Genomic DNA, 26274 nt, shown 5'->3' with positions numbered 1-26274 from the left:
TCAGCCGCGGCCGACAGATCTCACCGCAACCACGCGGCTACGGGGTGACGATCGAGAAGTCCGGGTCGGGCGCGTCGAGGTAGCCGGCGAGCTCGGCCAGCTTGCCGAGGTCGCCCTCCGCCACGATCCGGCCGTCGGCGATCGCGGCTCCGAGGTCCACCCCGCCGAGCAGTACCCCGAGCAGCAGCGGTCGCGCCAACGTGAAAGTAGCGTCGGCCGCCGGGAACTCGGCGCCGAGGTCTCCGTCGAGGTCGAAGTGCACCAGCAGGCCGTTGCGCAGCTGCGTCCGGTGCACGAGGTTCTCGTCGGTGACGTGCCAGTCGACGACCACCTGCGCCGCCCACGCCCGCGGACCGTCGATCCGCAGGGACAGTGCGTCGAACACCTGCTCCACCGACAGCGCCGCCGCGATGTCCGGTGCGGAGGGACTGGTCGGCGTCCCGACCGAGCCGTGTCGCAGCTCGTACGCCCCGGTGAGATAGAAGTTCCGCCAGGTCCCGTTCTCGGCGCCGAAGCCGAGCTGCTCGTACGTGTCGGCCTGCAATGCCCTCGCCTCCGCGTTGTCCGGGTCGGCGAAGATCACGTAGTTCACCACCTGTGCGACCCAGCGGAAGTCCCCGGCGGCGAAGGACTCACGGGCCTTGCGCAGCACCTCGGCGGCACCGCCCATGAACTCGACGTGCCGTTTCGCCGACTCGGTGGGCGGGTGTTCCCACAGGTGGGCGGGATTGCCGTCGAACCAGCCCATGTAGCGCTGGTAGACGGCCTTGACGTTGTGGCTGACCGACCCGTAGTAGCCGCGGGTGTGCCAGGCCCGCGCCACGGCGGGCGGCAGTTCGAACTCCTCGGCGATCTCGATCCCGGTGCGCCCCTGGTTGATCCGTCGCAACGTCTGGTCGTGCAGGTAGCCGTAGAGGTCGCGCTGCAGGGACAGGAACTCGGTGAGCCGTTCGGTGCCCCAGGTCGGCCAGTGGTGCGAGGCGAACAGGACGTCGGACCGCGCGGCGTAGCGGTTGATCGACTCGGTCAGGTACTTGGACCACACGTGCGGGTCCCGAACCAGCGCGCCGCGCAGGGTGAGCAGGTTGTGCAGGGTGTGGGTCGCGTTCTCCGCCATGCAGAGCGCGCGCAGGTCCGGGAAGTAGAAGTTCATCTCCGACGGCGCCTCGGTGCCCGGCGTCATCTGGAACTCGATGCGAACCCCGTCGACCGTCTCGACCTGGCCGGTCCGGGACACGTCGACGGTCGGGGCGATGAGGGTCGGGGTACCGGTCGAGGTGGTCTGCCCCAGCCCCGCACCGATCGCGCCGCGCGGCCCGCGGGGCAGCGCGGCGCCGTACATGTACGCGGCCCGGCGGCCCATCGCGGTGCCGGCGTAGACGTTCTCCGCCACCGCGTGCTCGACGAGCCCTACCGGGGCGAGGATCGCGCAGCGGCCCGCGGCCACCTCCTCTGTGGTGGTGACGCCCTTGACGCCGCCGAAGTGGTCGATGTGCGAGTGCGTGTAGATCACCGCGGTGACGGGGCGGTCGCCGCGGTGCTCGCGGTAGAGCGCGAGCGCGGCGGCCGCCGTCTCGGCCGAGATCAGCGGGTCGATGACGATGACGCCGGCCTCGCCCTCGACCAGGGTCATGTTCGACAGGTCGAGGCCCCGGACCTGGTAGATCCGTTCGGCCACCTCGAACAGGCCCTGCTTGGCCACCAGCCTGGACTGACGCCACAGGCTCGGGTTCGCGGTGGGTGGGCACGGCTCCTCGAGGAACGCGTAGGAGTCGTTGTCCCACACCACCGTTCCGGCATCTCCCGTCACGACACCCGGAGTCAGCGCGGCCACGAAACCGCGCTCCGCATCCAGGAAGTCCGAATCATCGGAAAACGGCAGGCCCTCCGCGACACCCCCGTTGGCCGTCGCGATCTCGGGCGTTGCTCCGTCGGGCTCTGACATGCGGTTGCCTCTCGGTGAGGTGTCGATGCGAACCGGTCGAACTCGGCTTCGGCGTCAGCCGAGCAGCTTGGCCTTCGCGGCCGCGAACTCGTCGTCGGTGAGCACTCCGGAGTCGCGCAGCTGCCCGAGTTGCTGCAGCTTGGCGATCAGGTCGTCACCCCCGGCCGGCGCTGCTGCCGGCGCTGCTGCCTGCTGCGCCTGAACCTGCTGCGCATACGCGGCCTGCTGCTGCGCGGCCTGCTGCTCCGCCTGCTGGTCGGCGTAGGCCTGCTGTTCCTCGGCCTTCCGCTGGGACCGGCGGTTCATCGCATTCGACGTCGCCTGCGCGGTACCCGCGACCACCGCGGTGCGCGCGACGGTCCCGAGCAACCCGGGACGCCCGACACGCCTTGCCCTGAAAACCATGGGATTCTCCTGTCTGCGAAGAAATTTCGGTGTGGGTGGGACTGGTCAGAGGACCGCGTTGATGGCCGCCAGGACGTCGTCCCGCGGGATCTGGACGTGCAGCGCGACCTCGCCGCCGGCCGCGGTGACGGTGGTGGCCACGTTCCGGGCCCAGGTCTCCTCGTAGACGATGATCGCGGCGGACGAGTTCGGCTCGAGCGAATCCCGGACCACGTCCAGGTCCTCGTCGCTGATCAGCGCCTTGGCCTCGATCGAGAGGATGGCGAGTCCGATGTCGTCGAGGTCCTCGTCGACGTCGATCTGGGTGATGTTCCCGTCCGCATCCTTGGCGATGTAGACGAGGTCGAGCAGGGTCACGTAGCCACGATCGACCACGTCCTGGATGGCCTGAACGGCCGCGGGATCCACGCGCACGCCGGGAAAGCTCAGGACCACGAGCTCCACCGGACCTATGTTCACTGGCTCAGTCATGGCGTCCATTCTGCGCGCTCGACGGCCGCCACGTGCGGTAGTCCGGAGCCCCGGCGCGCCCCCACCCGGAGGTCACCGACTGTTCACCCGCTGCTGCGCTCTTTCACCTGTGAAGAGTGAGGCGGGCTCGACTGCTGTCTGCGATCCTCAGGCGAACACTCGGATCCACTGGAGAAACAGGAGCCTCACATGTCGTTCTGGGACATCATCTGGTACATCATCGTCTGCTTCGCCTTCATCGCCTACCTGATGCTGCTCTTCTCGATCATCGGCGACCTCTTCCGCACCGAGGGGACCTCGGGCTGGGTGAAGGCACTCTGGATCGTCTTCCTCATATTCGTGCCATTCATCACCGCGCTGATCTACCTGATCGTCAACGGCGACGCGATGACCAAGCGCTCCGTGCGGGCGGCTCAGCACATGAGGGACCAGCAGGACGCGTACATCAAGCAGGTCGCCAGCGGTAAGTCACCCGCCGAACACATCGCGGACGCCAAGGCCCTGCTCGACAGTGGCACCATCACCGAGACGGAGTTCCAGGCACTCAAGGCCAAGGCGCTCGCCTGACCTCTCGCCGGAGTCGACTGGTTCGACTGCGCCGCAACGGCACCGAGGCTCCCGCCACCAGGTGGGCCCGGTGCCGTTGCGCTGACTACCCCCGCTCGACCACGGCCCGCGCCTCGGCACGGAAGGCGTCGAGCACCGCCTCCACCGCCGGACGCTCCGCGGCGGCCGGCCGAGTGGCCAGATCGTAGATCCGCGCCGCCCGGATACCCGCCAGGTGCGTGTGCACCAGGCCCGGGTGGGCGACCGCATGCCTCGGCATCAGCGCCACCCCGTGACCGGCCGCGACCAGCTCCTCGATCACCCGGAAGTCGTTGATCCGCTGCACCACCCGCGGCCGGACACCGGTCACCGCGGCCACCGACTCCAGCACGTCGTCCACCGGGAATCCGCCGCGCACGCTGATCCAGCTCTCCTCCGCCAGTTCGTCGAGCTCGACCCCCGCCCGGCCCGCCAGCGGATGCCCGGGCCAGAGCACCAGGTCGATGGGTTCGCGCATCAACTCCTCGATCCGGACCCGCGGCGACGCCACGGTCGGCGCGCGCTCGTCCCGGTGGGTGAGGATCACGTCGAAGTCCGCCAGCAGGTGCGGCACCGCCGACGCGGGTTCGTCCACGTCCTGCGCCTCGACGTCGACCCCGGAGCCGGCGAGGCGGCGCAGCAGGCCGGGCAGCATCAACGCGGCGCCCGAGGGGAACAACGCCACCCGCACCCGCCCCCGGGGCGAGCCGCGGTAGGAGTCCATCTCCGCGGTCGCCCGGTCCAGCGCCGCCAGCACGTCCTCGGCCCGCAGCACCAGTGCCTGCCCGGCGGCGGTGAGCCGGACCCGTCGGCCGTCCGGTTCGAGGATGGGGACGCCGGCCTCCCGGGCGAGGACCTTCAGTTGCTGGGAGACCGCGGACGGAGTCAGGTTCATCGCGACGGCGGTCGCGGCCACCGTGCCCCGGTCGGCCAGTTCGCGGAGGACCCGGAGTCGCTCGACATCCATGCGGTGAAGCTACGGTATTCGCCGGACAACGTTCCCGGCGCGGACTGGGCTCGGGACATTCGCATCCACCGATCGGGGGTACCTCGTGGGGTACGCATCTTTCAGCAACTGGCGTCGCCTGGAAGGCGACCGGCAGACCATCTGGAACGCCTTCACCCATCCGGTGGAGTGCGGAGCGTACGAGGAGCACAAGACGGAGACCGTCCTGCCTCCCGACTTCGAGATGGCCGCGGGACAGAGCTGGGACAGCAAGCACGGTGAGGAGTGCGACTTCGACGTCGTGCGGTGGAGCATCACCCAGTACGTGCCGCACGAGTTGATCGCATTCTCCGGAAAGCAGCGCGGCATCCGCCAGGACGTGACGCTCACCATGGAACCCGAGGGCAACGGCTACGTCCTGACCGAGTCCATCCGCTTCCGCCCGGCCTTTGCCGGGCGCCTGGGATCGCAACTGGTGTCGTGGCTGCTGCTGGCAAGCGGTCTGCTGGCCAAGGTCGGAGACGACAAGGGCGAGTTCCTCGATCTGCTCGAGGAGCATCTGGAACAGACCTACGGGTAGGCCCGGAGCTACGATTCGTACAGCACATCTACATGAATCATCCAGTTATATTCGATTGTCCTGATGTTTAGGTTGGCGCACCATTATCCGGGTGACCACTCGCGACCGCCTGCTCGGACTGACCGTCGTGCTGCTGTGGGGGCTGAACTTCCTGGCCATCCGCGCCGGCCTCGACCATTTCCCGCCGTACTTCTTCGCCGGGCTCCGCTTCCTGGTCATCGCGGTCCCCGTGGTCCTGTTCGTCCCCCGCCCGGCCGTGCCGCTGCGGTGGCTGCTGCTCTACGGCGCCGGGTTCGGCGTCGTGCAGTTCGCGTTCCTGTTCTGGGCCATGAGCAGCGGGATGCCGACCGGACTGGCGTCCCTGGTGTTGCAGTCGGCCGCCCCCTTCACGGTGCTGCTGGGTGCGGTGCTGCTCCGCGAACGCGTGAGCCGACGGCAACTGCTCGGCATAGCGGTCGCCGTGGCCGGCATGGCGATGATCGGCTGGGACCGGGCCCAGCACGCGACGTTGCTTCCGCTGCTGCTCACCCTGCTCGCCGCGCTGGGCTGGGCGTTCGGCAACATCGGCAGCCGGCTGGCCCGGCCGGACAACCCGATGCGGCTGATGCTGTGGATGACCGTGATCCCGCCGCTGCCGCTCCTGGCGCTGTCCGCAGCGGTCGAGGGACCCACCACCGGCTGGTCCGCCCTCGGACAGTCGCTGAGCCCGGGCGGCTGGCCCGCCCTGGCCGGACTCGCGTACATCGTCGTCCTGGGCACCATCGCCGGATCCGGCCTCTGGACCGTGCTGATGAGCCGGTACCCGGCGAGCACCGTCGCGCCGCTGTCGCTGCTGGTGCCGGTGGTCGGCATCGGCGCTGCCTGGCTGGTACTCGACGAACAGCCGAGCACGCTCGCCCTCGCCGGCGCGGTGGTGGTCGTCGGCGGCTGCCTCTTCGGGACCCTGCGGTCGAACCCTCGCCCGGCGGACCCGGCCCTCACCGCGCCGACGCCGGATCCGGCAGCACCCGTGACCTCCCCCACCCCGGTGGCGGCACGCGTCTGACCGATCGGTCCGGTGTGGAAAACTCTGCCCGTGGCAATTGACGATCGTGGGGCAACGAGCCCGGGGAATTCTGGGTCGACCCGCCAGCGCACTCGGTTCTCCGTGCGCGGCCGGCTCGCACTGCGCGCCGCCGCGGCCGCGTCCTGGGCCTCGCAGAAGGCCGGCCGGGGCAAGGGTTCGATGATCGGCGGGTTGATCGCGCTCAAGATCGACCCGACCCTGATGTCGCAGCTCGGCAGCGGTAAGCGGACGGTGCTGATCACCGGCACCAACGGCAAGTCCACCACCACCCGGATGACCGCGGCGGCGCTCGCCACCGTCGACGACGTCGCCACCCAGGCCGACGGCGCCAACATGGACGCCGGCATCGTCGCCGCGCTGAGCGTCCACGTGGACGCGCCGCTGGCCGCGATCGAGGTCGACGAGCTGCACGTCCCCCACGTGAGCGACGCACTGAACCCGGACGCAGTGGTGCTGCTGAACCTCAGCCGCGACCAGCTCGACCGGGTCGGCGAGATCAACATGATCGAGCGCAAGCTGCGGGCCGGGCTGGCCCGCCACCCCGGCGCCGTCGTCATCGCCAACTGCGACGACGTGCTGGTCGCGTCCGCCGCCTACGACGCACCGAACGTGGTGTGGGTGGCGGCCGGCGGCGGCTGGGCCGGGGACTCGGTGAGCTGCCCGCGTAGCGGTGAGCCCATCGTCTGGGAGGAACGCACGGGCGACGCGACGGGCATCGCCTACAACCACTGGCGCAGCACCGGCACCGACTTCGAGCGGCCCACCCCCCAGTGGTGGCTCGACGACGAGAACCTCTACGGCCCGGACGGCCTGGTCCTGCCGATGACGCTGGCCCTGCCCGGAAAGGCCAACCGCGGCAATGCCGCCCAGGCCGTCGCCGCCGCGGTGACGATGGGCGCGGCCCCGGCCGACGCCGTCGCCGCCGCGTCCGCGGTCCGCGAGATCGCCGGCCGGTACGCCGCCGTGCAGGTGGGCCCGCACTCGCTGCGGATGCTGCTCGCCAAGAACCCGGCGGGCTGGCAGGAGGCCCTGTCGATGATCGACCCCGACGTCGACGGGCTGGTCATCGCGGTCAACGGTCAGGTTCCGGACGGCGAGGACCTGTCCTGGCTCTGGGACGTGCGCTTCGAGCACTTCGAAGGCGTCAAGGTGGTGGCCGCGGGCGAACGCGCCACCGACCTCGCGGTGCGCCTGACCTATGCCGGCGTGGAACACACGCTGGAGCCGGACCCGTTGCGTGCCATCGCGTCCTGCCCGCCGGGCCGAGTCGAGGTGCTCGCGAACTACACCGCGTTCCGCGACCTGAACACCGCCATCGCCAAGGAGGACAAGGATGTCTGAGTCGACGGTGCGGATCGGCCTGGTGCTGCCCGACGTGATGGGCACCTACGGCGACAGCGGCAACGCCCTGATCCTGCGGCAGCGACTGCGGATGCGCGGCCTGGACGCGGAGATCGTGGAGATCACGCTGTCCGACCCGGTGCCGGACTCGCTGGACGTGTACACCCTCGGCGGCGCGGAGGACGCGGCGCAGCGGCTCGCCACGCGGCACCTGGCCCGGTACCCGGGGCTGCAGAAGGCCGCCGAGCGCGGCGCGCCGGTGCTGGCGATCTGCGCGGCCATCCAGGTGCTCGGGCACTGGTACGAGACCTCCGGCGGCGACCGCGTCGAGGGCGTGTCGATGCTGGACGTCACCACGTCGCCGCAGGCCACCCGGTCGATCGGCGAGGTGATCACCCGGCCGCTGCTCGACGGGTTGACGCAGCCGCTGACCGGGTTCGAGAACCACCGCGGCGGAACGACTCTCGGCCCCGACGCGACGGCACTCGGCCGCGTCACCCACGGCGTCGGCAACGGCGTCGGCGACGGACTCGAGGGCGTGGTGCAGGGCTCGGTGGTCAGCACGTACATGCACGGCCCGGTGCTGGCCCGGAACCCGGAACTTGCGGACCTGCTGCTGGCCCGTGCCACGGGTGTGGACGCGCTGGCACCGCTGCAGCTCGACGAGGTGGACCGGCTGCGCCGGGAACGGCTCGCGGTCGGTCGCTGACGGCGGCGCGGCGACGGGTGTAGCTTCAGCTCCAGTGAGCGGTACACCTCGTCCCGGGAGGACAGATGCCTGCTGTAAGCCCGTGGCCCGCGATCCACGCCGAGCGCGGCGCCCTGGCCGACGACCTCGCGTCCCTGCGTGAGGACCAGTGGTCCACGCCGTCGCTGTGCCGCGGGTGGTCGGTGTGGGAGACGCTGGGTCACATGACCGCGACCGCGAAGATGACCCCGGCCAAGTTCGTCCTCGGCATGTTCGGGACCGGGTTCCGCTTCGAGTCGTTCACGGCCAAGAACATCGCCCGCGAGACCGCCGGCACCCCCGCCGACACGCTCGCGGAGTTCCGGTCCGTGCAGGGGTTGACGTCGTCGCCGCCCGGCCCCGTCGACTCCTGGCTCGGCGAGACGATCGTGCATGCCGAGGACATCCGGCGGCCGCTCGGCATCGCGCACACCTACCCGGCGGACGATGTGCTCCGGGTGGCCGACTTCTACAAGGGCTCGAACCTGCTGATCGGCACCAAGAGCCGGATCGCCGGTGTGACGCTGCGCGCGACCGACGTCGACTGGTCCACCGGTTCCGGCCCGGAGGTCACCGGCCCGATGCTCTCGTTGCTGATGGCGATGACCGGCCGCGACGTCGCGCTGGCCGACCTGTCCGGCGACGGCCTCGCCACGCTCACCGAGCAGATGTAGCCGCTGTGCCCGCCTTCGAGTGCGGACCGAGTACGCCTGGATCGACGCCGGTCCGTCGGCAACCGAGATGACGCTGCGCAACGTCGGCGATCCGTCGGATTTCGGGCGGCTGGTCTCCGCTGATGGCGGGCGCGATGCGGCGCGCCAACCGCAAGGACCTCGCGGTGCTGCGTACTCTGCTCGAGGCCGACCCGGCACCGGAGTGAATCGGGATGGGCGGCGAACCAGAACTACCCCAGACAGGGGTTCGGCCGGGGATGTAGCGACTAATCGCATCCTCGGCCGGATCTCTGCTTCTCAAGATTTCCGACCGTTACCGGTCTGCTTTTCCTGATCCGCACCCCTGAGCGTACGCCCAGGATCGAACCCCGCGCAATAGTGCTGACCAGCAATTCTGGCAGGTAATTCCGCGCGCTACCGACCCATTTCGTCACTGCCGAGCCCGACGCCGCCGCGAGGCGGCGCCGGGCTCGGCAGTGACGGCGCGGTGCGCGGTCAGGACTCCGCGATCATCGCGATCTGGAATGCCGCACCGAGCGGGTCGGCGACGGCCGCGAGCCTGCCGAACGGCGTGTCCTCGGCGGGGCGCAGGATGCGGCCGCCGAGCTCGGTGACCTTGGCGAGCGCGGCGTCCATGTCGTCGACGCCGACGTAGAACTGCCAGAACGACGGCGAGCCTTCGGGCAGGAATCCGTCCGCGTCCATCACCCCGGCCACCATCTGCTTGCCGATCATCGCCTGCGAGTAGCGGAATTCGTCGGTGTCCCCGATCGGGGTGTAGCTCCAGCCGAACACCTTCTCGTAGAACGGCAGCGCGTCCGTGTAGCTGCGGGAGAGGGTCTCGAACCACACCGGCGCACCGGCCTCGTCCACGAGACTGAAGCCCTGGTGCTGGTCGGGCTGCCAGACGCCGATCACCGCGCCGGCCGGGTCGGCGAGGATCGCCATGGTGCCCTGCGGCCCCACCTGCATCGCCGGCATCAGGACCTGTCCACCGGTGGCGGCCGCCGTGTCCGCGGTCGCGGCGGCGTCCCCGGACTTCAGGTAGATCGTCCACACGTTGCCGTACGGGTTGCCCTCCTGCTGCGGACCGAGCCCGGCGATGGGCTTGCCGTCCTTACTGAAGATGGCGTACCCGCCGTACTGCGGGTCCTCGTCGGAGTCCGCGGCCCAGCCGAACAGGCCACTGTAGAAGGGTTTGACCTGTTCCGGATCCGAGCTGGTGAGGTCGATCCAGCAGGGTGCGCCGGCAAGTGGCTGGTGATCAGGCACGAATGTCTCCTTGGGCCGAGTGGTGCGAAGGAAAGGGTGCGACCCCAAACCTACGCCCGGGCACCGGCTCTCGCCCGGCGTCCGGCACCGGTCGAGATCAGCCGGCGCGGCCGCCGGCGATCAGGAGACGGGGACCGGCACCCGCTTCTCTGCCTGCACCTCGGTCTTGATCAGCTCGGTCTTGATCGGCTCGGTCTCGACCGGCTCCGGCAGCGCCGTCTCCGTCGCGCCGGCCTTCTGCGCGTAGTAGAAGTGCGGGCGGCGGTGCCCCAGGAACGAACCGAACCACGACATCACCGCGATGTACCGGTTGCGGAAGCCGACCAGGTACATCATGTGCACGACCAGCCACAGCACCCAGGCCAGGGCGCCGGTGAGCTCGATCTTCTTCACCTTGGTCACCGCGCGGAAGCGGTTGATGATCGCCATGCTGCCCTTGTCGCGGAACTTGAACGCGGTGCCGCGGGGGGTCTTGCCGAGGATCGTGCGGGCGACGTGCCGTCCGCCCTGCATCGCCACGGGCGACTGGCCCGGAAGGTTGTTCAGCGAGGTCATGTCGCCGATCGCGAAGATGTCGGCGCGGCCGCCGACGGTCAGGTCCTGGTTGACCAGGAGGCGCCCGGCGCGGTCGGTCTCGCAGCCGGTGCGCTCGGCGAGCACCGAGGCGAAGTCGTTGGCCTGCACGCCCGCCGACCAGATGATCGTCTCGGCGGTGCGCCGCTCGCCGGCCTCGCTGCCGTGCGCCTTGAAGGTCGCGCCGTGCTCGTCGATGTCGGTGACGAGGGTGTTCAGCACCACCTCGACGCCCGACTTCTCCAGCGACACCTTGGTGTACTCGCTGAGCTTGCCGCCGTACGCGGGCAGCGCCACACCGGCGCCCTCGACCAGGGTGACGGTGACGTCGGCGGCGGTGATGCCGCGGATCGACTGCTCGAAGTAGCGGCCCGCGAGCTCCTTGATCTGGCCGGCCAGCTCGACGCCGGTCGCGCCGGCACCGATGACGATGAAGCTGAGCAGGTTCTTGCGGCGCTCCGGGTCGGTGGTGGTGTGCGCCTCCTCGAAGCAGCGCACGATCTGCGAGCGCAGCCGCTCGGCGTCGTCGACGGTCTTGAGTGCGTAGGTGACCTTCGCGAACTCGTCGCGGCCGAAGTACGACTGCCGCGCGCCGGTCGCCGCGACCAGCGAGCGGTACGCGATCGTGTGGCGCACCCCGCCCGCCAGGTAGTCGAGCTCCTGGTCGTCGGGTCGCACGTCGACGACCCGGCCCAGCCGGACGTCGGCGTTCGGGTACTTCGCGAGGATCGAACGGACCGAGGGGGCGATCTCGCCGGCGGAGAGCACGCCGGTGGCAACCTGGTAGAGCAGGGGCTGGAAGAGGTGCTCGGTGGTCTCGGAGATGAGGACGAACGGCGTGCCGGCCTTGGCCAGCTTCTTGGCCGTGGCGAGGGCGCCGAAGCCCGAGCCCACGATGACAACCTCAGTGCGGTCCATGCCTGCCTCGCTCACGAAAACCTCCAGCTCGATCAGATGTATGAGAGCCACGCTAAGGATTTGGGGCCCGGTTTGGCCACCCAGCTGGGATATTCGGAGAACAGTTATCTGGATTGCTCATAAGTAGGATGGGGGCATGGACTTCCGGCAACTGCGTTACTTCCTCGCGGTCAGCGAGGAACTGAACTTCAGCCGCGCCGCGCAACGCTGCTTCATCTCGCAGTCGGCGATCAGCCACCAGATCACCCGGCTCGAGGGGGAACTGGGCGCCTCGCTGTTCGAACGGTCCACGCGGGTCGTCCGGCTCACCCCCGCGGGTGCCCGGCTGGTGCCGATCGCGCAGCAGGTGCTGAGCCTCGAGAGCCAGGCGTTCGCCGTCGCGCGCGAGCCCCGCAACAGGATCCGGATCACCGCGAACATGAGTTTCGCGCCGCAGAGCCTCGACGCCATCGCCCGCGTCCGCGAACGGCACCCGGACGTCGACATCGAGTTCGTGATCAAGAGCTTCGCGGACCGCATCGACGCCGTCGCGGCCGGTGACGCCGACCTCGCGCTGATCCGCGGGGACGTCGACCGACCGGGCCTCGAGATCGTCCAGCTGGGCATCGAGGACCTGCTGATCGTGACGTCGAGCCAGCATCCGCTGTCCGCCTTCTCCACCGTCGAGCTCGGCGAGCTGGCCCCGTACCCGTTGCTGCTGCCGCCGCGGCACAGTCAGGTCCTGCTGCATTCGGTGGTCGAGGACGCGTTCGTGGAGGTGGGGCGGCGGGTGCAGCTCGGCCCGCCGATCGCGCGCGACCACCGGGCCACCCTCGACCTGCTCACCAACCCCCGGGCCTGGACGGTGCTCTATGCCAGCACGGTCACCGACGTCACCCGGACCGGCCTGAGCGTGATGCGCGAGGCCCGCGGACGGCTCCGCGTGCCGGTCTGCGGCGTCGTGCACAGCGGCGCCGAGCCCTCGCCGGCGATGGCGCACCTGGTGAGTTCACTGCGCCAGACCATGTACCCCGCCGAAACCTCGGCCGACGCATCGGACCCCGAGGCCTAGCCGCCCCGGTCCCGGCCGATGAGTTTCCGCGCCGCGCCGGGTCGACCTTTGTAGGCGGCCTGTCCGGCCGCCGTGCGYGGACCCGCGCGCTGGACTCGAACTTCAGGAGATGCGATGACGCTTCCGAGGATCGGAACCCGAGACGAATGGCTGGCCGCCCGCGAGGAACTGCTCGCCGAGGAGAAGGCCCTGACCAAGGCGCGGGACGCGCTGAACACGCGGCGGCGCAACCTGCCGATGGTCGAGGTCGAGAAGGACTACCTCTTCGACGGCCCGAACGGCCCGGCGCGCCTGATCGACCTGTTCGACGGCCGTCGGCAACTGATCGTCTACCACTTCATGTTCGACCCGTCCTGGGACGAGGGCTGCCCGAGCTGCACCGCGGGCACCGACGAGCTCTCCCCCGGCTTCGTCAGGCACCTGCACGTGCGGGACACCAGCTACGTGCTGGTGTCGAGGGCGCCGCTGGCGAAGCTGGTGCGCTACAAGGCCGCGAAGGGCTGGGACCTGCCGTGGTACTCCTCGCTGCGCACCGACTTCAACTACGACTTCGGGGTGACGATCGACGAGTCGGTGACGCCGGGGCGGTACAACTTCCGCAGCCGGGCGGAGTTCGAGGCGACGGGCTCGGACTTCTTCGACGCCGAGCAGCCGTTCGAGATGCCGGGCCGGAGCTGCTTCCTCCGGGTTGACGACCGCGTCTTCCACACCTACTCGCAGTACGCCCGCGGCCTGGAGTCGACCGGGGGCTCGTACTACTTCCTGGACCTCACCGCCCTCGGGCGGCAGGAGGAGTGGGAGGAGCCGAAGGGGCGCAGCGAGTCCGCCCGCTCGGCGAGGCCAGACTTCGCGTCCTGACCCCGATTCCTGCCGCCGGCGCGCCACGGCCCCGGTCGGTGCGGGCGGGGACGGCGGAGGTCGGTCCGCCGCCCCGGCAACTACATCGCGCGGCGGCCCGACAGCGCGCGCCCGAGGGTCAGCTCGTCCGCGAACTCGAGGTCGCCGCCCATCGGCAGACCCGAGGCCAGCCGGGTGACGGACAGTCCGGGGAAGTCGCGCAGCATCCGCACCAGGTAGGTCGCGGTCGCCTCGCCCTCGGTGTTCGGGTCGGTCGCGATGATCACCTCGGCGACGTCGACACCGTCGTCCTGGTTGCCGATGCGCGCGAGCAACTCCCGGATCCGGAGCTGGTCGGGACCGACGCCGCTGAGCGGATCCAGCGCGCCGCCGAGCACGTGGTACAGCCCCTTGAACTCGCGGGTGCGCTCGACGGCCTGCACGTCCTTGGGCTCCTCGACCACGCAGATGATGGTGCGGTCACGCCGGGAGTCCGAGCAGATCCGGCACCGCTCCTTGTCGGAGACCGTGCCGCAGACCTCACAGAACTGCACCCCGTCGCGCACCCGTTGCAGCGCCTTCTGCAGCCGGTCGATCTCCGTCGGCTCGACGCTGAGCAGGTGGAAGGCAATCCGCTGGGCGCTCTTGGGACCGACGCCCGGCAGCTTGCCGAGCTCGTCGATCAGATCCTGAACCGGACCTTCGTACACCGGGCGCCGCTAGAAGGGGAGTCCGGGCAGGCCACCCGCGAGCGGCCCGAGCTTGCCGGCCGCCAGCGCCTGCGCCTGCGTCGCCGCGTCCGCGATGGCCCCGATCACCAGGTCCTGCAGGGTCTCGACGTCGTCGGGGTCGACCACCTTCGGGTCGATCGTCAGGGCCACCACCTCACCGGTCCCCCGGACGGTGGCCGTGACGAGTCCGCCGCCGGCCTGGCCGGTGACCTCTTCCTTGGCGATCTCGGCCTGCGCGGCCATCAGCTGCTGCTGCATCTGCTGGGCCTGCGCGAGGAGTTGCTGCATGTCGGGTTGTCCACCGGGCTGCACGTCGATGTCCTTTCTGCGTGTTGTCCGCCAGCGTAGACGCTTGCCGCTAGCGTGGTTCGGATGCGACAGACGACGGGGCGGCTGACGGCGCTGCTGCTCCTGGCCGCGTCCGCGTCGGCGCTCGCCGGGTGCACCATCCCGGTCGACGACGCCGCCGCGGCCGGTGTGGACGCGCCGGGCGTCGCCGTCGACGCCCCGGCGACGCCGATCCTCGCGGGCCGGACGGTGTTCCTCGACCCCGGACACAACGGCGCCAACGACGCCTCGGCCGGAAACCAGGTCCCCACCGGCCGCGGCGGCACCAAGGACTGTCAGACCACCGGCACCAGCACCGACGCCGGGTACCCCGAGCACACCTTCGCCTGGGAGGTCAGCGCGCTGATCCGGGCCGAACTCGAGGCGCTCGGTGCCCGGGTGCTGCTCAGCCGCCCGGACGACGCGGCGGTCGGGCCGTGCGTGGACGCCCGCGTCGAGGCCGCCAACGCCGCGGGCGTCGACGCGGCGGTGTCCGTGCACGCCGACGGCGCCGGGCCGGACCAGCACGGATTCCACGTCTGCTACTCGGCGCCGCCGCTCAACCCGACGCAGGCCGGCCCGTCCGTGGCGTTCGCCGGAGCCGTCCGGGACTCGCTGCGCGAGGCCGGCCTCGTCCCGTCGACGTACGTCGGACAGGACGGGCTGATGCCCCGCGAGGACCTCACCGGGCTCAACCTGGCGCAGCGACCCACAGTCCTGGTGGAGTTGGGCAACATGCGCAACGCCGACGAGGCCCGCTCGATGACCGACGCCGCGGGCCGGGCCCGCTACGCGGGTGCCGTGGCGCGCGGCGTCGCCGACTTCCTGGGTCCGCGGTAGCGGTCAGCCGACCTCGCGGGCCAGGTTGGCCAGCACCGCGCCCTGGATCTTCCGCAGTCCCAGCGGGGCGAAGGTGCGCTCGAAGAAGCCGCCGACGCCGCCGGCGCCCTTCCACGCGGTGGTGGTGGTGACCGTCGTGCCGGATCCCGACGGCGCGACCGTCCAGGTGGTGACGAGGCTGGAGTTGGCGTCGGTCTCGGTGACGGTGTTGCCGGCCACGGCGACGGTCGCCTTGATGTCGCGCGAACGCTTCTCGGTGGCCTTGAGCGTCCACTGCGCGACCGTGCCGGCGCCCTGGCCGCCCTCGAGCACGCGGTAGTCCAGGTACTGCTCGGTGAGGATGCGGGGACGCACCGTCTCGTAGTCGGCAAGGGCCGCGAGCACCTGCTCCGGCGTCGCCGTGACCTCGACCGAACTGCTGGCGCTGACCTGTCCCACTGTGGATCTCCTTAAGGCTGAGCCGGCGCTGACGGTGCGCCGACCCCCGCCATCGTGCCCGGTCCCGAATGCCCCGGCTACCTTCTGCCGTCGCGTGTGCGGGGTATCACAACCGGATGCCGTGGCGGGTCGGTCCGCGACCGAATCGCAACGTTTACGTGACGTTTCCGGTTGACCGCGAATCACCGGTCGCCGAGTCCGGCGGTGCGCGATAGCGTCGAAGGGTGGCTGTCACTCTGAGTGCGTTACGCGAAGGACTGAGCAGACGATCATCCACGCCGCGAGAGGTCGGGTCGCAGGCCCACCGCGCAGGCGTGCAACGACTGCTGTCGAGTTACCACGCCATCCCACCGGACGCCACCGTGCGACTGGCGAAGAAGACGTCCAACCTGTTCCGGGCCCGCGCCCGGAGCGATGCGCCCGGGCTCGACGTCTCCGGCCTGACCGGGGTGATCTCGGTGGACCCGGTGGCGCGCACCGCCGACGTCGCCGGGATGTGCACGTACGAGGACCTCGTCGACGCGACCCTCCCCTACGGCCTGGCACCGCTGGTCGTCCCCCAGCTCAAGACCATCACCCTCGGCGGCGCGGTCACCGGCCTGGGCATCGAGTCCACCTCGTTCCGCAACGGGCTGCCGCACGAGTCGGTGCTCGAGATCGACGTGCTGACCGGCAGCGGCGAGATCGTCACCGCGACGCCCGACGGCGACCACGCGGACCTGTTCTGGGGCTTTCCCAACTCGTACGGCACCCTGGGCTACTCCACCCGGCTGCGGATCGCACTCGAACCGGTCAAACCCTTTGTCGCGCTGCGGCACCTGCGGTTCGACGACCTCGCCGAGCTGCAGGCCGCGATGGACCGGATCGCGTCGGAGCGCAGCCACGACGGCATCGCGGTGGACTACCTGGACGGCACCGTGTTCTCGGCGACCGAGAGCTATCTGACGCTCGGCACGCAGACCGACGAACGCGGCCCGGTCAGCGACTACACCGGCCAGCAGATCTACTACCGGTCGATGCAGCACGTGTCCACCACCCACCCGAAGACCGACCGGCTGACCATCCACGACTACCTGTGGCGCTGGGACACCGACTGGTTCTGGTGCTCGCGGGCGTTCGGCGCGCAGCACCCGCGGATCCGGCGGGTATGGCCGAAACGCTACCGGCGCAGCAGTTTCTACTGGAAGCTGATCGCACTCGACCAGAAGTACGACATCGGCGACCGGCTCGAGCGACGCAAGGGCAACCCGCCGCGCGAGCGGGTGGTGCAGGACGTCGAGGTGCCGATCGAGCGCACCGCCGACTTCGTGCACTGGTTCCTGCGGGAGATCCCGATCGAGCCGCTGTGGCTGTGCCCGCTGCGACTGCGCGAACCCGCTCCCACCGGGGCCTCGGCCGCGCGGCCCTGGCCGCTGTACCCGCTGGAGCCGAAGCGGACCTACGTCAACATCGGCTTCTGGTCGTCGGTTCCGATCGTCTCGGGCCAACCCGAGGGCGCCGCGAACCGGCTGATCGAGCACACGGTCAGCGACTTCGAGGGACACAAGTCCCTGTACTCCGACTCCTACTACACCAAGGAGGAGTTCGACGTCCTCTACGGCGGCGAACGCTTCCGCGAGCTCAAGCAACGCTACGACCCCGATTCACGTCTACTGGACCTGTACTCAAAGGCGGTGCAACGCAAGTGACCACGTACAAGGATTCTCATACCCCGATCGGACACCTCAACGGCGCACAGAAGCTCTCGATTGCCGAGATCCTCGAGACCGTCGCCGACGGCGACATCCCCCTGCGTTTCACCGCATACGACGGCAGTGCCGCCGGACCCACCGACGCCGAGTACGGCCTGTCGCTCAAGTCGCCGCGCGGCGCCACCTACCTGGCGACCGCCCCCGGCGACCTCGGCATGGCCCGGGCGTACGTCTCGGGCGACCTCGAGGCCACCGGCGTGCACCCCGGCGACCCCTACGAACTGCTCCGGGTGATGGGCGACGACATGCATTTCCGTCGCCCTTCGGCGCTGACCCTCGCCACCATCACCCGCTCCCTGGGCTGGGACCTGTTGCGCCCCATCGCCCCGCCGCCGCAGGAGCACCTGCCGCGCTGGCGCCGGTTCGCGGAAGGGTTGCGGCACTCCAAGACTCGCGACGCGGAGGTGATCCACCACCACTACGACGTCTCCAACGCCTTCTACGAGCACGTGCTCGGGCCGTCGATGACGTACACCTGCGCGGCCTACGAGTCCGCAGAGCAGTCCCTCGAGGACGCCCAGCACAACAAGTACCGGCTGGTGTTCGACAAGCTCGGGCTCAAGGCCGGCGACCGACTGCTCGACATCGGCTGCGGCTGGGGTTCGATGGTCCGGTACGCCGCCCGCCGCGGCGTCCGGGTGATCGGCGTGACCCTCTCGGCCGAGCAGGCCGAGTGGGCCCAGAAAGCCATTGCCGAGGAAGGACTCTCGGATCTCGCCGAGGTGCGGCACTCGGACTACCGGGACGTCACCGAGACCGGATTCGACGCGGTCTCCTCGATCGGGCTGACCGAGCACATCGGCGTCGGCAACTACCCCGCCTACTTCGGGTTCATCAAGGACAAGCTGCGTGAGGGCGGGGTGGTGCTCAACCACTGCATCACCCGTCCCGACAACAAGCACGCGGCGCGGGCCGGCGGATTCATCGACCGGTACGTGTTCCCGGACGGCGAGCTGACCGGGTCCGGCCGGATCATCACCGAGATGCAGGACGTCGGCCTCGAGGTGCGGCACGAGGAGAACCTCCGCGAGCACTACGCGCTGACACTGGCCGGTTGGTGCCGGAACCTGGTCGACAACTGGGACGCCTGCGTCGCGCAGCGTCGACACAGGAAGGGGCCCTTCGTTCCGGTGAACGAAGGGCCCCTTCCTGTCTGTCGGAGGACTTCGGCCTGTCAGAGAACGAAGTGACCGATCAGCTGCCCGATGTGCTGGATGTCCACCTTGCCCTTGAACTCCAGGCGCACCTTGCCCAAACCGCTGAACCACATCTCCAGTTCCGCGTCGAGGTCGAAGGTACCGGCCGTCTCGACGCTCCATGCCTGGATCTTGTTGTAGGGCAGCGAACTGTAGTCCCTCTTCTTGCCCGTCAGCCCCTGCACATTGATCGCGATGAGCCGTTTGTTGGTGAACACGACGCTGTCACGGATCCCCTTGAAGGCGAGGTGAAGCTGCTCGCCCTCGACAAGGAGTGGGGCGATCTCGCCGTGAAGTTCGGCCGGACTGACGGGGCCGAGCTTGGCGAAGGCGGCATTCTGAAAATCGATCATGCGAAGAGAGAGTAGTGATGGCCCCCGACGGGCCGGAAATCGTACCTCGCCACCGGCCCCAACGTGCTGAGTTTCGCTCGAACAGCGGGAGATCGGCCTCGAGCGTGTACGGCGGACCCCGGAAACGCCTCGAGGCGTTCCCCGCTCGGACGGACCGAACGGGAAACGCCTCGAGGAGGTTGGAGCCTAGGCCTTCAGGGAGGCCGGCGGGGTGAAGCGCTCGCCGTACTTCGCGGCGAGCTCCTCGGCGCGCTTGACGAAGCCGGCCTTGCCGCCCTCGTAGCCGACGACGTACTGGTGCACGCCACCGGTCCAGGCCGGGAAGCCGATGCCCATGATCGAGCCGATGTTGGCGTCGGCGCTGGTCATCAGGACGCCCTCGTCGAAGCACTTCTGCGTCTCGATGGCCTCGATGAACAGCATCCGCTCGATCAGGTCCTGGATCGGGGCCTGGTTCGAGCCGGAGTTGAACTGCTCACGCAGGCCCGGCCACAGGCCGGTGCGCTTGCCGTCGGTGTAGTCGTAGAAGCCCGCACCGCCGAGGCGACCCTTGCGGTCGTTGCCCTCGACGAGGAAGTTGATGACGTCGCCGGCCGGGTCGGCGGGCAGTTCCTTGCCCTCCGCCAGCGCCGCGGCCTTGGACTCCGCGCGGATCTTCTGCATCAGCGTCAGGTTCAGCTCGTCCGAGAGCTGCAGCGGCGCCGCCGGGTAGCCCGCCTGCATGCCGGCCTGCTCGATGGTGGCCGGCTCGATGCCCTCGGCGACCATGCCGATGGCCTCGTTGATGAAGGTGCCGATGACGCGCGAGGTGAAGAACCCACGCGAGTCGTTGACCACGATCGGGGTCTTGCGGATCGCCTGGACGAAGTCGAACACCCGGGCCAGCGCCTCGTCGGAGGTCTTCTCACCGCGGATGATCTCGACCAGCGGCATCTTGTCCACGGGAGAGAAGAAGTGGATGCCGATGAAGTCTTCCTGGCGCTTGACGCCGGTCGCGAGACCGGTGATCGGCAGCGTCGAGGTGTTCGAGCCCAGCAGCGCGTTGGGCTCGACGATGTCCTCGATCTCCTGGAAGACCTTGGCCTTGAGCTCGGGCGACTCGAAGACCGCCTCGACCACGAAGTCGACGCCCGCGAAGTCGGCCGCGTCCGCGGTCGGGGTGATGCGCGCGAGCAGGGCGTCCGACGCCTCCTGCGTGGTCTTGCCACGCGAGAGGGCCTTGGCCTCGATCTTCTCGGAGTACGCCTTGCCCTTGGTCGCCGCCTCGATGGTGACGTCCTTGAGCACGACCTCGAACCCGGCCTTGGCGGAGACGTACGCGATGCCCGCGCCCATCATGCCGGCGCCGAGCACGCCGATCTTCTTGATCTCGCCCTTGGGGATGTCCTTCGGACGCGAGGCGCCGGAGCCGATCGCCTGGATGTCGAAGAAGAACGCCTGGATCATGTTCTTGGCGACCTGGCCGGTGACCAGCGACGTGAAGTAGCGCGACTCGATGGTCAGCGCGTTGTCGATGTCGACCTGGCTGCCCTCGACCGCGGCGGCCATGATGGCGCGCGGAGCCTCCATCGGAGCGCCCTTGAGGGTCTTGCGCAGGTTCGCCGGGAAGGCGGGCAGGTTCGCCGCGAACGCCGGGGTGGCGGGGGTGCCACCGGGGATCTTGTAGCCCTTGACGTCCCACGGCTGCACGCCGGACTCGGGGTTGGCCTTGATCCACGCCTTCGCGGCGGGGACGAGCTCCTCGACGGAGGAGACGACCTCGTCGACCAGACCGACCTCCTTGGCCGCGACGGGGCCGCGCTGCTGGCCCTGCAGCAGCATCTGCGTCAGCGCCGGCATCAGGCCGAACATGCGGACGGTACGGACTACGCCGCCGCCGCCGGGCAGCAGGCCGAGGGTGACCTCGGGCAGGCCGATCTTGACGCCCTTGACGTCCGCGGCGATGCGGTGGTGCGTCGCCAGCGCGATCTCCAGGCCGCCGCCGAGCGCCGCACCGTTGATGCAGGTGACGACGGGCTTGCCGAGGGTCTCGAGGCGACGCAGGTCCGCCTTGAGGACGACGCTGTGGTTGAAGATCTCCTCGGCGTTCTCGGGGCCGACCTTGATCATGTTCTTCAGGTCGCCGCCGGCGAAGAAGGTCTTCTTGCCCGAGGTCAGGACGACGCCGGTGATGGCGTCCTTCTCGGCGTACAGCCGGTCCACGGTGGCCTTCATCGAGGCGATGTAGGCCGAGTTCATGGTGTTCGCGCCCTGGTTGGGGTCGTCGATGGTGAGCACGACGATTCCGTCGGCGTCCTGCTCCCAGTTGATGATGTTCTGCTCGCTCACTGCTAAGTCTCCTGGTAGTCCGGGCCGCGTCAGACGCGCTCGATGATGGTGGCCACGCCCATGCCGCCGCCGATGCACAGGGTGACCAGTGCGTAGCGGGCGTTGCGGCGCTCGAGCTCGTCGATCATGGTGCCGGTGATCATCGCGCCGGTGGCGCCGAGCGGGTGGCCCATGGCGATCGCGCCGCCGTTGACGTTGAGCTTCTCGTCCGGGATGTTCATGTCCTTCTGGAACTTGAGCACCACGGAGGCGAACGCCTCGTTGATCTCGACGAGGTCCATGTCCTCGATCGTCAGACCCGCGGCGGCCAGGGCCTTCTTGGCCGCCGGCGTCGGGCCGGTGAGCATGATGGTCGAGTCGGCGCCGGAGGTGGCGGTCGCAACGACGCGGGCCCGCGGGGTCATGCCCATGTCCTTGCCGGCCTGCTCGGTACCGACCAGCAGCAGCGCGGCGCCGTCGACGATGCCGGAGCTGTTGCCGCCGTGGTGGACGTGGTTGATCTTCTCCACGAAGTGGTACTTCTGCATGGCGACGGCGTCGAAGCCGCCCATCTCGCCGATCATCGCGAAGGCGGGGGCCAGGCTCGACAGGGACTCGACCGTGGTGCCCGGACGCATGTGCTCGTCGTGGTCGAGGATGGTGATGCCGTTCATGTCCTTGACCGGGACGATGGACTTGGCGAAGTAGCCGCCGGCCCAGGCCTTGGCCGCGAGGTCCTGCGAGCGGACGGCGTAGGCGTCGACGTCGTCGCGGCTGAAGCCCTCGATGGTGGCGATCAGATCAGAGGAGATGCCCTGCGGGACAACGTAGTTGTCGTAGTTGGTGGCCGGGTCGTTGACCCAGGGGCCGCCGTCGCTTCCCATCTTGACGCGCGACATCGACTCGACGCCGCCGGCGATGATCAGCTCGTCCCAGCCGGAACGCACCTTCTGCGCGGCCATGTTCACGGCCTCGAGGCCGGAGGCGCAGAAGCGGTTGATCTGCACGCCGCCGACGGTGTCGGGCAGGCCGGCGTCGGTGGCCGCGATACGGGCGATGTCCATGCCCTGGTCACCGAGCGGGGAGACCACGCCGAGGATCAGGTCGGAGATGCGGTCCTCGTCGAGGTCCGGGAAGCGCACACGCAGCTCGTCGATCAGGCCGGTGACCAGTGAGATCGGCTTGACCGAATGCAGCGAACCGGTCTTCTTGCCGCGGCCACGCGGGGTTCGGATGGCTTCATAAATGAATGCCTCTGTGGTCACTGTGAGGTGTTCCTTCCTGTGCACGTCCCCGCGCGCATGCGTGCGGTTCGCGATGTTCAGTGAAAAATTCCACGCCTGGCGCCGCCCATCCAGCGCCGGACCCGAGGTAGACACCTCGACCACACAATCCTAGAACGTGTTCCAAAAAATGATCTAGGACCGAACCGATCGAGGTCTGTGACCATTGCGATCACACCGGCGGCGGGCGTCCGGCCCCGGTTCCAACCGGGCCACCCCGCTCGTTCGCCTGGAAGCGCGTCGGATCCGGGTGTTCAATTGGGTACGGCCCGACGGCCGGCAGCGTGGGAGAGAAGATCCGCCAGGCGTCCGCCATAGGGAGACTCGATGACCATCTCCACCCCGAACCAACTGGAACTGCTCCGCGAGCTCGAGCCGACCGTCGAGTCCGGCCTGAACCAGCACCTGTCGATCGCGAAGGACTGGCACCCGCACGACTACGTGCCGTGGGACGAGGGTCGCAACTTCGCCGCACTGGGCGGCGACGACTGGGCGCCCGAGCAGTCCCGGCTCTCGGAGGTGGCCACGGCGGCGATGATCACGAACCTGCTGACCGAGGACAACCTGCCGTCCTACCACCGGGAGATCACGGCGAGCTTCTCCCGCGAGGGGGCGTGGGGAACCTGGGTGAACCGCTGGACCGCCGAGGARAACCGGCACGGCATCGTGATGCGGGACTACCTGACGGTGACCCGATCCGTCGACCCGGTGCGGCTCGAGGAGATGCGCATGGCGCACATGACCACCGGGCTGAGCTCGCCGATGGACGGCTCCTTCCTGCACTCGGTGTCCTACGTGACCTTCCAGGAACTGGCGACCCGACTCTCACACCGCAACACCGGTCATGCCTGCGCGGACGCCGACGCCGAGCGGATGCTGGACCGGATCGCCGCCGACGAGAACCTGCACATGGTCTTCTACCGGACGCTCGCCGGCGCCGCCCTCGACCTGACGCCCGACGCGGCGATGGACGCGATCACCGAGGTGGTGATCCGGTTCCAGATGCCCGGTCTGTCGATGCCGGACTTCCGGCGCAACGCGCTGCTCCTCGCCACCCACGGCATCTACGACCTGCGTCAGCACCTCGACGACGTGCTGTGGCCGGTGCTGCGGATGTGGAAGGTGTTCGACCGCAACGACTTCACCGCGGTCGGCGAGCGGGCCCGGGACCGGCTCGCCGACCACCTCGAGGAACTCTCACGCAAGGCGGTCCGCTTCGAGGAGACCCGCGAGCGGCTGCGGGCCCGGGAGGGCGCGCGGGCCTGAGCCCGGCTCGCCGAGGTCCGGGGCTCACACCTCTGACCAGTCGCGGGATCGACATCACACCGACGTCACCCGACAGTTTCACCCGTGTCCGGGCGGACTTCTCGTCCGCGCCCCTCGCGTTGCCGTGTGTCCCGGCCCTGACCGCCCTATGGTGGTCCCGGCACATGGCAGGCGGCGAAGGGGACGGCATGCGAACGGGTGGATCCACGATCTGGCACTGGAAGACGAGTTGGCGCGCGCACCTCGTCTTCGGGTTTGCCCGCGCCGTCGTCAAGCCGGTGATGGCGGCGTGGCCCACCGGCGACCGCGGTCTGGCCGTGCTCGCCCGGCTCGAGAGCCGACTGGACCGGATGCCGGCGCCGCCGAACACCACCGTCGAGCCGATGACGCTGGGCGGGGTGCGGTGCGAACGCGTCACCCACCCGCGCCAGGCCGGCGACGCCTTCTCGGGCGCCACCGTCCTGTACTTCCACGGCGGCGGGTTCCTGTTCTGCGGGCTGGGCTCGCACCGCGGCGTCTGCGCCCAGCTCGCCGCCTACTCCGGCGCCCCGGTGGTGTCGGTGGACTACCGCCAGCTCCCCCACGGCGGCATCGGGACCTCGATCGCCGACGCGATGACCGCGTACCGCGAACTGCTCGACGGCTGTGACGACCCCACCAAGATCGTCGTCGCCGGCGATTCCGCTGGCGGCTACCTCGCGATGAAGGTGGCCGAGATCGCGGCGCTGCAGGGCCTGCCGACGCCGGCCGCGGTGCTCGGGTACTCGCCGCTGCTCAACCTCGACCTCGAGGCGCACGACCCGGAGTTCATGCGCCGGGACGCGTACCTGCCGATGAACCAGGTGCGCAAGGTCAAGGATCGCTGGCTGTCCGGACCGGAGAAGATCATCGGGGCGCAGTCTCCGATCGACGCCGACCCGGCCCTGTTCCCGCCGGTGTTCCTGGTCGCCGCCGAGTACGAACTGATGCGCCCGGACGTCGAGTGCCTCACCGCCCGCTTCGAGCGGGCCGGGCAGCCCGTCGAGACCCACCTGTGGGCCGGCCAGATCCACGCCTTCCCGGTGATCGGCCCGACCCTGAGGGAGAGCCGCGAGTCCGTCGGGCTGAGCGTCGAGTTCGCGCGGCGCAGCCTCGGCGCCGTGCGCAAGCGTTCGGCCTGACCGACCCCCGTCACGCTCCCCAATGTCACATCGGGTGCCCCGGGGGGACCCGATGTGACATTGGGGACGGTCAGCCGGTCCGCAGGTGGACGCGGCACCATTCCAGATGGGTGCGCGCCGCGGGACTACCGCGTCACTCGATGCGCTTGGCGCCCAACTCGTCCGCCAGGAGCTCGATTGCCATCTCCACCGGGTCGCGCCGAACAGACTCGGCGCCAGGCTCGGCGGCCTGCGCCATCATCTCTTCCTCGTCCTCGGGCGTGACGTTCTCCGGGGTCGGCGGCTCCGGCTCGTTCGGCGGCGGGCCCGGGTCGTCCGGGTAGTCCGGGTAGTCCGGCGGCGGGATGTCGTCGGCGGAGTCCCCTGACGGGCGCGGCCGCGACGGCTGGGCATTTCCCTGGCTCGGACGCGAGAACCTCGGTCCGCCAGCCGGTTTCGACGGCTCGCGCGAGGCCGCGGCACGCTGCACCGGCGCGACGGGCTCCGCGGTGCCGACCTCGCAGTCGACGGTCCAGTCCACCCCGAACACCTCGCGCAGCGCGTCCCGGATGACGTCCGCGTTGCGCGCCTCGACCAGCCGCTTGGCCAGCGGCGCCGAGGCGTGGATGAGGATCAGCCGGTTGTTCTCGATCGCGCGCACGGTGGCACCGGAGAGCATGACCTCCACGGTGCGACTGCGCTCGCGTACCTTGGCGCGGACCTCGGACCACACCGCGCGGACCGCGGCGGCGTCGGGTTGGCCGGCCGCCGCGGGTGCGGGCTCCGGTTCCGCCTCGGGCATCGGCTCGGGAACGGGCTCCGGCTCGGGCACGGGTTCCGTTGCCTGCACGGGAATCTCGACCGGAACGGCCGGCTGCCGCACGGGGGCGGCGGGCTCCGGCTCCGGCTCGAACTGCTCCGGGGCGGGTGCGGCCTGGGCCGCCGGCTCGGGCCGCACGAACTCCGGTTCCGGGGCGGGCGTCTCGACGACCGGGGCGGAAGGCTCGACGACCGGGGCGGGCGGCTCGACGACCGGGGTCACGGGCTCGGGCGCCTGGGCCACCGGGGCCGGTGCGGGCGCTGCCGGCTCGACCACCGGCGCCGGAACCGGCTCGGCCACCTGTGCCACCGGTTCCGGGGCAACAGGCACCGGAGCAGATTCCACGGGTGCGGGCGCCGGCTCGGAAGCTTGCGTTGCCGACCGCTGCGAGGGCCGCTGGTAGATCGGCTCGGGTTCCGGGCCGGCCGGCGC

The 26274-nt window shown here is 69.8% G+C and carries 24 protein-coding genes and 2 pseudogenes; 13 read left to right on the top strand and 13 right to left on the bottom strand.

What is annotated here, in order from left to right; genetic code table 11:
• Positions 1 to 37: 37 nt before the first annotated feature.
• The 3 genes from AC1DU4_RS19915 to AC1DU4_RS19905 are packed head-to-tail and all read right to left on the bottom strand — an operon-like array spanning position 38 to position 2821.
• Positions 38 to 1945 (bottom strand): alkyl/aryl-sulfatase, encoded by a 1908-nt coding sequence (locus AC1DU4_RS19915; protein ID WP_477842717.1) that lies wholly within the window; start codon positions 1943 to 1945, stop codon positions 38 to 40.
• Between the two features lie 54 nt (positions 1946 to 1999).
• A complete protein-coding gene (locus tag AC1DU4_RS19910) occupies positions 2000 to 2350 on the bottom strand; it encodes an SHOCT domain-containing protein (protein WP_072846656.1) in 351 nt (116 codons plus the stop codon).
• A gap of 45 nt (positions 2351 to 2395) precedes the next feature.
• Entirely contained in the window at positions 2396 to 2821 is a 426-nt protein-coding gene (locus tag AC1DU4_RS19905; protein WP_072846681.1) for a DUF6325 family protein, read from the bottom strand.
• A gap of 189 nt (positions 2822 to 3010) precedes the next feature.
• Between AC1DU4_RS19905 and AC1DU4_RS19900 the strand changes: the two genes are divergently transcribed.
• A complete protein-coding gene (locus AC1DU4_RS19900) occupies positions 3011 to 3388 on the top strand; it encodes an SHOCT domain-containing protein (protein WP_477842714.1) in 378 nt (125 codons plus the stop codon).
• An 85-nt stretch (positions 3389 to 3473) separates the two neighbouring features.
• On the opposite strand, the gene AC1DU4_RS19895 is transcribed toward AC1DU4_RS19900, so the two are convergent.
• Positions 3474 to 4373, bottom strand: a complete 900-nt coding sequence (locus AC1DU4_RS19895; RefSeq protein ID WP_477842712.1) for a LysR family transcriptional regulator — start codon at positions 4371 to 4373, stop codon at positions 3474 to 3476.
• Positions 4374 to 4458: 85 nt separating this feature from the next.
• On the opposite strand from AC1DU4_RS19895, the gene AC1DU4_RS19890 reads away from it, so the two are divergent.
• The 5 genes from AC1DU4_RS19890 to AC1DU4_RS19870 all read left to right on the top strand — a co-directional run bounded on the left by AC1DU4_RS19890 (position 4459) and on the right by AC1DU4_RS19870 (position 8740).
• A complete protein-coding gene (locus AC1DU4_RS19890) occupies positions 4459 to 4932 on the top strand; it encodes an SRPBCC domain-containing protein (protein ID WP_477842710.1) in 474 nt (157 codons plus the stop codon).
• 91 nt (positions 4933 to 5023) lie between these two features.
• Positions 5024 to 5977 carry an EamA family transporter gene (locus AC1DU4_RS19885; protein ID WP_477842708.1) on the top strand — a complete coding sequence of 318 codons (954 nt, stop codon included), beginning with the start codon at positions 5024 to 5026 and terminating at the stop codon, positions 5975 to 5977.
• A 102-nt stretch (positions 5978 to 6079) separates the two neighbouring features.
• Positions 6080 to 7339 (top strand): DUF1727 domain-containing protein, encoded by a 1260-nt coding sequence (locus AC1DU4_RS19880; RefSeq protein ID WP_477842706.1) that lies wholly within the window; start codon positions 6080 to 6082, stop codon positions 7337 to 7339.
• Positions 7332 to 8048, top strand: coding sequence for a type 1 glutamine amidotransferase (locus AC1DU4_RS19875; RefSeq protein ID WP_072846661.1), 717 nt, complete (start codon positions 7332 to 7334; stop codon positions 8046 to 8048). The genes AC1DU4_RS19880 and AC1DU4_RS19875 overlap by 8 nt, the downstream gene beginning before the upstream one ends.
• Positions 8049 to 8113: 65 nt before the next feature.
• Positions 8114 to 8740, top strand: a complete 627-nt coding sequence (locus tag AC1DU4_RS19870; protein ID WP_477842704.1) for a maleylpyruvate isomerase family mycothiol-dependent enzyme — start codon at positions 8114 to 8116, stop codon at positions 8738 to 8740.
• Between the two features lie 495 nt (positions 8741 to 9235).
• Here the strand turns inward: AC1DU4_RS19870 and AC1DU4_RS19865 are convergent, their stop codons facing one another.
• Positions 9236 to 10012: a VOC family protein gene (locus tag AC1DU4_RS19865; protein ID WP_477842702.1), complete on the bottom strand. Its 777-nt coding sequence runs from the start codon at positions 10010 to 10012 to the stop codon at positions 9236 to 9238.
• 120 nt (positions 10013 to 10132) lie between these two features.
• On the bottom strand, positions 10133 to 11503 hold the full coding sequence (locus AC1DU4_RS19860; RefSeq protein WP_477842735.1) for an NAD(P)/FAD-dependent oxidoreductase: 1371 nt from the start codon (positions 11501 to 11503) through the stop codon (positions 10133 to 10135).
• Between the two features lie 136 nt (positions 11504 to 11639).
• Between AC1DU4_RS19860 and AC1DU4_RS19855 the strand changes: the two genes are divergently transcribed.
• Positions 11640 to 12554, top strand: coding sequence for a LysR family transcriptional regulator (locus AC1DU4_RS19855; RefSeq protein ID WP_477842700.1), 915 nt, complete (start codon positions 11640 to 11642; stop codon positions 12552 to 12554).
• Positions 12555 to 12668: 114 nt separating this feature from the next.
• Positions 12669 to 13412: a DUF899 domain-containing protein gene (locus tag AC1DU4_RS19850; protein WP_477842698.1), complete on the top strand. Its 744-nt coding sequence runs from the start codon at positions 12669 to 12671 to the stop codon at positions 13410 to 13412.
• A gap of 80 nt (positions 13413 to 13492) precedes the next feature.
• Here the strand turns inward: AC1DU4_RS19850 and recR are convergent, their stop codons facing one another.
• Together recR and AC1DU4_RS19840 are read right to left on the bottom strand one after the other, a co-directional pair.
• Positions 13493 to 14101 (bottom strand): recombination mediator RecR, encoded by a 609-nt coding sequence (gene recR / locus AC1DU4_RS19845; RefSeq protein WP_072846667.1) that lies wholly within the window; start codon positions 14099 to 14101, stop codon positions 13493 to 13495.
• Positions 14102 to 14110: 9 nt separating this feature from the next.
• Entirely contained in the window at positions 14111 to 14410 is a 300-nt protein-coding gene (locus tag AC1DU4_RS19840) for a YbaB/EbfC family nucleoid-associated protein (protein WP_217635565.1), read from the bottom strand.
• Between the two features lie 84 nt (positions 14411 to 14494).
• On the opposite strand from AC1DU4_RS19840, the gene AC1DU4_RS19835 reads away from it, so the two are divergent.
• The gene (locus AC1DU4_RS19835; protein WP_477842695.1) at positions 14495 to 15289 is read left to right on the top strand and encodes an Rv3717 family N-acetylmuramoyl-L-alanine amidase; all 795 of its coding nucleotides are present in this window, start codon (positions 14495 to 14497) and stop codon (positions 15287 to 15289) included.
• 3 nt (positions 15290 to 15292) lie between these two features.
• Here AC1DU4_RS19835 and AC1DU4_RS19830 read toward each other — a convergent pair whose 3' ends face one another.
• A complete protein-coding gene (locus AC1DU4_RS19830; RefSeq protein ID WP_072846670.1) occupies positions 15293 to 15727 on the bottom strand; it encodes an SRPBCC family protein in 435 nt (144 codons plus the stop codon).
• A 257-nt stretch (positions 15728 to 15984) separates the two neighbouring features.
• On the opposite strand from AC1DU4_RS19830, the gene AC1DU4_RS19825 reads away from it, so the two are divergent.
• A complete protein-coding gene (locus AC1DU4_RS19825) occupies positions 15985 to 17415 on the top strand; it encodes an FAD-binding oxidoreductase (protein WP_477842733.1) in 1431 nt (476 codons plus the stop codon).
• Positions 17412 to 18578: pseudogene (locus AC1DU4_RS19820) on the top strand (class I SAM-dependent methyltransferase); the annotation flags it as partial. The gene AC1DU4_RS19825 and the pseudogene AC1DU4_RS19820, both read left to right, overlap by 4 nt.
• Before the next feature lie 74 nt (positions 18579 to 18652).
• Here the strand turns inward: AC1DU4_RS19820 and AC1DU4_RS19815 are convergent.
• From AC1DU4_RS19815 to AC1DU4_RS19805, 3 genes are all read right to left on the bottom strand, one after another.
• On the bottom strand, positions 18653 to 19027 hold the full coding sequence (locus AC1DU4_RS19815) for a PH domain-containing protein (RefSeq protein ID WP_072846672.1): 375 nt from the start codon (positions 19025 to 19027) through the stop codon (positions 18653 to 18655).
• Positions 19028 to 19213: 186 nt separating this feature from the next.
• Positions 19214 to 21355 carry a 3-hydroxyacyl-CoA dehydrogenase NAD-binding domain-containing protein gene (locus AC1DU4_RS19810; RefSeq protein ID WP_477842693.1) on the bottom strand — a complete coding sequence of 714 codons (2142 nt, stop codon included), beginning with the start codon at positions 21353 to 21355 and terminating at the stop codon, positions 19214 to 19216.
• 29 nt (positions 21356 to 21384) lie between these two features.
• On the bottom strand, positions 21385 to 22599 hold the full coding sequence (locus AC1DU4_RS19805) for an acetyl-CoA C-acetyltransferase (RefSeq protein WP_477842691.1): 1215 nt from the start codon (positions 22597 to 22599) through the stop codon (positions 21385 to 21387).
• Between the two features lie 345 nt (positions 22600 to 22944).
• On the opposite strand from AC1DU4_RS19805, the gene AC1DU4_RS19800 reads away from it, so the two are divergent.
• Entirely contained in the window at positions 22945 to 23883 is a 939-nt protein-coding gene (locus AC1DU4_RS19800; protein WP_477842689.1) for an acyl-ACP desaturase, read from the top strand.
• 188 nt (positions 23884 to 24071) lie between these two features.
• Positions 24072 to 25043: an alpha/beta hydrolase gene (locus AC1DU4_RS19795; RefSeq protein WP_477842687.1), complete on the top strand. Its 972-nt coding sequence runs from the start codon at positions 24072 to 24074 to the stop codon at positions 25041 to 25043.
• 133 nt (positions 25044 to 25176) lie between these two features.
• On the opposite strand, the pseudogene AC1DU4_RS19790 reads toward AC1DU4_RS19795, so the two are convergent.
• Positions 25177 to 26274, bottom strand: a pseudogene (locus tag AC1DU4_RS19790) (DNA polymerase III subunit gamma/tau); the annotation flags it as partial.

It is taken from the genome of Rhodococcus sp. P4_F5 (assembly GCF_056401315.1).
Note: the sequence above shows the minus strand (reverse complement) of the source record. Positions and strands in the feature narration are given on the sequence as shown.

Bases quoted from the DNA above. Each gene is read 5' to 3' on its own strand.
- AC1DU4_RS19850 (WP_477842698.1), top strand. From the start codon at position 12,669: ATGACGCTTCCGAGGATCGGAACCCGAGACGAATGGCTGGCCGCCCGC.
- AC1DU4_RS19915 (WP_477842717.1), bottom strand. From the start codon at position 1,945: ATGTCAGAGCCCGACGGAGCAACGCCCGAGATCGCGACGGCCAACGGG.
- AC1DU4_RS19840 (WP_217635565.1), bottom strand. From the start codon at position 14,410: ATGCAGCAACTCCTCGCGCAGGCCCAGCAGATGCAGCAGCAGCTGATG.
- AC1DU4_RS19835 (WP_477842695.1), top strand. From the start codon at position 14,495: ATGCGACAGACGACGGGGCGGCTGACGGCGCTGCTGCTCCTGGCCGCG.
- AC1DU4_RS19895 (WP_477842712.1), bottom strand. From the start codon at position 4,373: ATGGATGTCGAGCGACTCCGGGTCCTCCGCGAACTGGCCGACCGGGGC.
- AC1DU4_RS19855 (WP_477842700.1), top strand. From the start codon at position 11,640: ATGGACTTCCGGCAACTGCGTTACTTCCTCGCGGTCAGCGAGGAACTG.
- AC1DU4_RS19815 (WP_072846672.1), bottom strand. From the start codon at position 19,027: ATGATCGATTTTCAGAATGCCGCCTTCGCCAAGCTCGGCCCCGTCAGT.
- AC1DU4_RS19900 (WP_477842714.1), top strand. From the start codon at position 3,011: ATGTCGTTCTGGGACATCATCTGGTACATCATCGTCTGCTTCGCCTTC.
- AC1DU4_RS19870 (WP_477842704.1), top strand. From the start codon at position 8,114: ATGCCTGCTGTAAGCCCGTGGCCCGCGATCCACGCCGAGCGCGGCGCC.
- AC1DU4_RS19860 (WP_477842735.1), bottom strand. From the start codon at position 11,503: ATGGACCGCACTGAGGTTGTCATCGTGGGCTCGGGCTTCGGCGCCCTC.
- AC1DU4_RS19905 (WP_072846681.1), bottom strand. From the start codon at position 2,821: ATGACTGAGCCAGTGAACATAGGTCCGGTGGAGCTCGTGGTCCTGAGC.
- AC1DU4_RS19910 (WP_072846656.1), bottom strand. From the start codon at position 2,350: ATGGTTTTCAGGGCAAGGCGTGTCGGGCGTCCCGGGTTGCTCGGGACC.
- AC1DU4_RS19795 (WP_477842687.1), top strand. From the start codon at position 24,072: ATGCGAACGGGTGGATCCACGATCTGGCACTGGAAGACGAGTTGGCGC.
- AC1DU4_RS19875 (WP_072846661.1), top strand. From the start codon at position 7,332: ATGTCTGAGTCGACGGTGCGGATCGGCCTGGTGCTGCCCGACGTGATG.